3 protein-coding genes and 1 pseudogene are annotated in these 5391 nt (G+C 35.7%); all 4 read right to left on the bottom strand.

Annotated features, from left to right (window positions below):
• Positions 1 to 231: 231 nt before the first annotated feature.
• Positions 232 to 763 (bottom strand): annotated as a pseudogene (rplI, locus tag IHO13_RS04290) (50S ribosomal protein L9).
• A gap of 7 nt (positions 764 to 770) precedes the next feature.
• Positions 771 to 1046 carry a 30S ribosomal protein S18 gene (rpsR, locus tag IHO13_RS04285; RefSeq protein WP_225538429.1) on the bottom strand — a complete coding sequence of 92 codons (276 nt, stop codon included), beginning with the start codon at positions 1044 to 1046 and terminating at the stop codon, positions 771 to 773.
• Positions 1046 to 1828 carry a 30S ribosomal protein S6 gene (gene rpsF, locus IHO13_RS05920; protein ID WP_225538428.1) on the bottom strand — a complete coding sequence of 261 codons (783 nt, stop codon included), beginning with the start codon at positions 1826 to 1828 and terminating at the stop codon, positions 1046 to 1048. Before rpsF ends, rpsR begins: the two co-directional genes overlap by 1 nt.
• A 48-nt stretch (positions 1829 to 1876) precedes the next feature.
• A complete protein-coding gene (dnaE, locus tag IHO13_RS04275) occupies positions 1877 to 5212 on the bottom strand; it encodes a DNA polymerase III subunit alpha (protein ID WP_225538427.1) in 3336 nt (1111 codons plus the stop codon).
• Between the last annotated feature and the right edge of the window lie 179 nt (positions 5213 to 5391).

Genomic DNA, 5391 nt, shown 5'->3' with positions numbered 1-5391 from the left:
TTTTAACGAAAAATTTACTGACTGATTCATTATTTTATAGCTTGATCAATGGCCATATTGTTTAAGTCTTTAGTAATAAGCGTTCCAGAATTAATATAAATTTATTTAAGAAAAGATAAACCCAAATAGCAACTCAAACAACTTCAGGTGTCAGCTAATTTGGATGACATCTTAAGGATCGGAATGACAAGAAAAGGCTACTTGGATGACAAGAAAGGGGTTACTTATCGTTTATATCTTCTTGCATGTAGTCCGACTCTCTTGTTGTTGTGATTTTTGGGCTTTGTAATTTTACCTGCCTTAATTCATGCGCATCTGTCTCTGATCTCACAACATGAACAGTGATTGGTATCACTACTTCACTGTGAAGTTCTATATCCACTTGATACTCACCTAAATTTCTTATTTTTACTCCATTAAAGAATATTTTACGGTGATCAATTTCACACTCTTGCAACAAAGATTTCGCAATTTCTCTTGTTGTTACAGAACCAAAAATTTTGCCATTTTCAGAAGCTTGCTTTACCAACACCACAAACTTATCAGTAAGAGACGCTGCTAGCTCTTTTGCTAAATTCAATTTCCTTATATTCTCTTCCTCTAAAAAGAAACGCTGCTCTTCCAGTTTTGCTATACTCTCCTTAGTAGCTTTAACCGCCTTCTTTTGTGGAAAAAGAAAATTGCGTGCGTAGCCAGGCTTTACCTTTACAATTTCGCCTAACCTACCAAGAGTCCTTATATTTTCCTTTAAAATTACTAACATAAATTACCTAAACTTTTTTAGTACAGTAAGGAATACGAGATAAAAAACGTGCCCTTATGATTTCTAAACGCAATTTCCTCTGCTTTTTTGCACACACGCCTGTTAATCTTCTAGGTAATATTCTACCATAGTCAGAGATATATTTGGATAATAAATCCGTATTCTTATAATCTATTTCTTCATCTCCCAGCGCAGCAAGAGGACAAACTTTAGAACGCCTAAACCCAGTTCTGTTATTTACAGATACATAAGAATCATTAAAATTACTTCGTCTTTTTGTCATTATGCGCCCTGCTCCTCAACTTGTTTATCCATCATATGAGATTTACCTTCAAAAAATTTATTAACCCGGACAGACAAGTGGCGAATGATATTTTCGTTAAGCTTTACTCTACGCACAAATTCATCCATAATACTTGAAGTAGAGCTTACGCACATTATACAATAATGACCACTCTTCATCTTATTTATCGGGTACGCAAAGTCTAATAGACCGCAATATTCATACTTTATCAATCCTGAAGCTTCAACATTTCCTAAAAGCGCCTCTAATGCTTTACTCAATTGATTAGAAACTGTGATTCCAAAACCTTGTAAAAACACCTGAAAAAGCTTCATTAAATGCTCTGAAATATTTTCCTTTAAAGTATTTATTGTATTGCGAATAAATGCACTCTTAGCAATTTGCTTACCACACTCTGGAAGTTTTACGAAATCTTGTGTTATTCCTAAACCTTTTAGACTACTCTTCAATTCCTTATCAATTTTTGATTCTACTTCTTTCAAGTTTGACAGATCTTTTTCCAACTCAGTCCATAAAATTTTTGCAAAACCTTCCAAAAAGTTAGAATAATTAACTAAACTTTCTTGAATGTTTTTAACACGTACCTCTAACTCCTGTTTCGCGAGCTTATCATTCCCTTCTTTTAGAACGCTCTTGATTTGCTGAAGCATAATATCTGCTTTAATGTTCTTCAATAAAATACCTAGTTCCTGGATTACTTCTTCTACTTCTTGCTGTAATAAGCCCTGTTGTGCTATAAAAGTAAATTCATAAAGATTCACTATACTTTCCTTTAATACCGATTAAATGCTCCATTATATAAAGCTTTTTTATATAAGCAAGCTATTTGTATCAATTTCTATGCCTTTAATCCAGCTTAAATTGGATATCTCACAAACAGCTTGAGGAGTGATTGAATATGCACCTGGTAACAAGATACTCACTTTATGTTTTTCAAGCAGAAGTTCCAGCATGATTTTGGTTCTACCTCCATCTTTCAGCACTGAACTTAATTCCGTAGCAGCTGTTTGTGAATCCGCACATCCAGTTAACACTAACCCCTTTATTATAGAAGTGATCCTTTCCGTAAACTCAGATATATCTTTCCCTACCAATCTTGTAGTATTCTCCGAAGTCTCAAGATCAATTATCACAAACGTTCCTGACGAAAATAAATTTCTTTTCTCCTCTATTATTTCGTTATTATAGAATGCTATTTCAGAAACATTATGGGGATCAGAAAGCATGAGTATAACAAATCTTCCGCGCTCCGAAGTTCTCATACGTGCATTTAATATTACACCAGCAGTTTTTGTTGTCTTACTCTCTCCGATAAATCCAATATTTAATTTTCTCAAAAGGGCCCTAAATTTTTCAAGTGGGTGATTAGTTAAGTAAAATCCCAGCGAAAATAACTCATGCTCTAATTTTTCCTCTTCATTAAAATCTTCTACATCCTCAAGTTTCGGCTTGAGAACATCAAGATTACCAAATAAAACAGCTTGATTCGATTCCTTATCCTGCCTATTTTTATTTGCAAAGTAAATCAACGTGTCTATTGACTCATATAGCTGCTTTCTGTTTTGATGCACATTATCACATGCCCCGGATTTAATTAGGCTTTCTAGTGCTCTTTTATTTATTATATGCCCCGAATTTTGAATGAATGCCCATATGTCCTTATGGGCGCTTGAACGTGTATTCACTATTCCTTCTGCTATAGAAAAACCAACATTACGCAAAGCAGCAATGCCGTAGCGTATGTGTTCACCCTCTATTGAAAATTCAGCTTTAGATTTGTTTATATCAGGCGAAAGAACAGAAACTCCAATAAATTTTGCAGCGTGATAAAATAAATTCAATTTGTCCCTGTCATCAATATTCAGATTCATCAAGGCTGTGAAAAATTCCAACGGATAGTTAGCCTTAAGGTAAGCTGTTTGGTAAGATATCACTGCATATGCGGCTGCATGAGATTTATTAAATCCATAACCAGCAAATTTTGCAACAAGGTCAAAAATATAACTTGCCCTATCATAATCAACACTATTTTTCATTGCTCCTTGGATGAAAAGTTCACGCTGTTTATCCATCTCTTCTTTGATTTTCTTACCCATAGCACGCCTCAGTAGATCTGCTTCAGCTAAGCTATATCCAGAGAGAATGCGCGCTATTTCCATCACCTGCTCTTGGTAGATTATTACTCCAAATGTTTCTTTTAATACCCCCTCGAGTAATGGATGAATATAATCTGGCTTTTCAAGCCCGTGCTTTCTTGCAACATAAGTTGGAATGTTATCCATTGGCCCTGGACGATAAAGAGAAATCAAAGCGATGATATCTTCAATACAGTCTGGTTTTAGTTTGATTAAAGCTTCTCTCATTCCTGAACTTTCAAGCTGGAACACTCCAATTGAATCACCTCTTGAGAGCATTTTATAGGTTCTCTGATCATCCAAAGGAACTGAGGAAATATCAATTTTTCTTTCATTATGATTAATTAAGCGACATACATGATCTATCAGCGTAAGCGTACCAAGCCCGAGAAAATCAAACTTTATTAGTCCAGCTTTCTCCACATATTTCATGCTGTATTGAGTGATTGGTAGAGCTGAGTTTGGATCATAATAAACAGGAACAAAATTTTCTAACTTTTGATCGCATATCACAATTCCGGCCGCATGAGTTGAAACGTGACGATATATCCCCTCAAGCTTAAGAGAGATACCAAGGAGTTTTGCAATTACTTCATCGCTATCCCTTTCTTTCTGCAGATTTTGATCAAGCTCTATCGCTTGTGATAAAGTTACAGGGTTTACCGGATTAAACGGAACCATCTTAGATATTTTATCCACCTGGGCGTAAGGCATCTGCAATACCCTTCCAACGTTGCGCAGTACAGCTTTTGCCTGTAATTTTCCAAAAGTAATTATTTGAGCAACATAACCATACTTCTTCCGAACATATTCAATAACTAAATCCCTCTTTTCCTGGCAAAAATCGATGTCAAAGTCAGGCATTGATATACGATCAGGGTTTAAAAATCTTTCAAAGATTAGACCAAATTTTATCGGATCAAGATCCGTAATTTGCAACGCCCAAGCAACAATTGATCCAGCACCAGAACCTCTTCCTGGACCAACTGGAATGCCATTTGCTTTGCTCCAACGAATGAAATCAGAAACTATCAAAAAGTAGCCAGCATAGTTCATTGAAGTTATTACGCTTAGTTCGTAATTTAGCCGATCGTGGTATTGCTTAAGGTTTATGTTCGTTTCGTTTGCAATACGAAGTTCCAACCCCGCAATTGCCTGTTCCTTCAATTCTTCATTCTCAGTTTTATTCTCTCGACAAGGAAATTTAGGCAAAATAGGTTGCCTACTTTTTGGCATATAAGAGCACCTTCTGGCTACTACTGAGGTATTATGAATCGCTTCAGGGATATCGCTGAATAGCTCCTCCATTTCCGCCACAGATTTGAAATAATGCTCAGTAGTTAGCTTCCTTCTGTTATTTTCGAGAGCATAACTTCCTTCTGATATGCACGTTAATATATCATAAGCCTCATAGTCAGATCTGTTAGGAAAAAATACATCATTTGTTGCAACTAACGGTATATCGTGCTGGTAAGCAAAGTCTATTAAAGCTTCTTCGAGCTCCAACTCTTTACTAAGCCCATGACGCTGCAATTCAACGTATAAATGACCATTGAATGCTGAGAGCAGTCTTTTTATCGTTTCTTTATCTTGCTTCAACAACAGTTGAGCCAATATACCATCATATCCACCGGTTAAAGCGATTAGGCCTGAACTTAAATTTAATAGCCCATCAAAATCAACGTAAGGAATATCGTTGCTATTTTTGCGCTTTCTAAAGGACTCACTCACCAAAGTGACCAAATTAGCGTATCCTCGCTCATTTTTTGCAAGCAATAATATGGGTAGATTTTGTTCTGAGTGTTGAACTATAATATTGCACCCTATTATTAGTTGTATTCCTCTACTTGCAGCATATTCTGCAAATTCGAGTGAGCCAAATAAATTACCTGAATCAGTTATCGCAACTGCTGGCATTTTATTCCGCAAACAAAGGCTACTCAGCTCCTCAATTTTAACCGAACTTTCAAGCAGTGAATAAACACTGTGAACACGCAAGTGTATGAACATAAAAAAACTTCAGACCAGTAATAAAAGAATAGCATTAATTTACTCATGAGGAATAAAAACTTGTTCAAGAGTTCCGACATAAAAAAACTACTTAGCAACTTTTGCCGTTACCCTTATCATAGTACTGAAGCTATTATTTATCTCCAGTCTATACAGATTAAACGACAAAAAACTCAATG

Source organism: Wolbachia endosymbiont of Mansonella perstans, assembly GCF_020278605.1.
Classification (GTDB): Bacteria; Pseudomonadota; Alphaproteobacteria; order Rickettsiales; family Anaplasmataceae; genus Wolbachia.
This window is presented reverse-complemented; position numbering and strand designations above follow the sequence as displayed.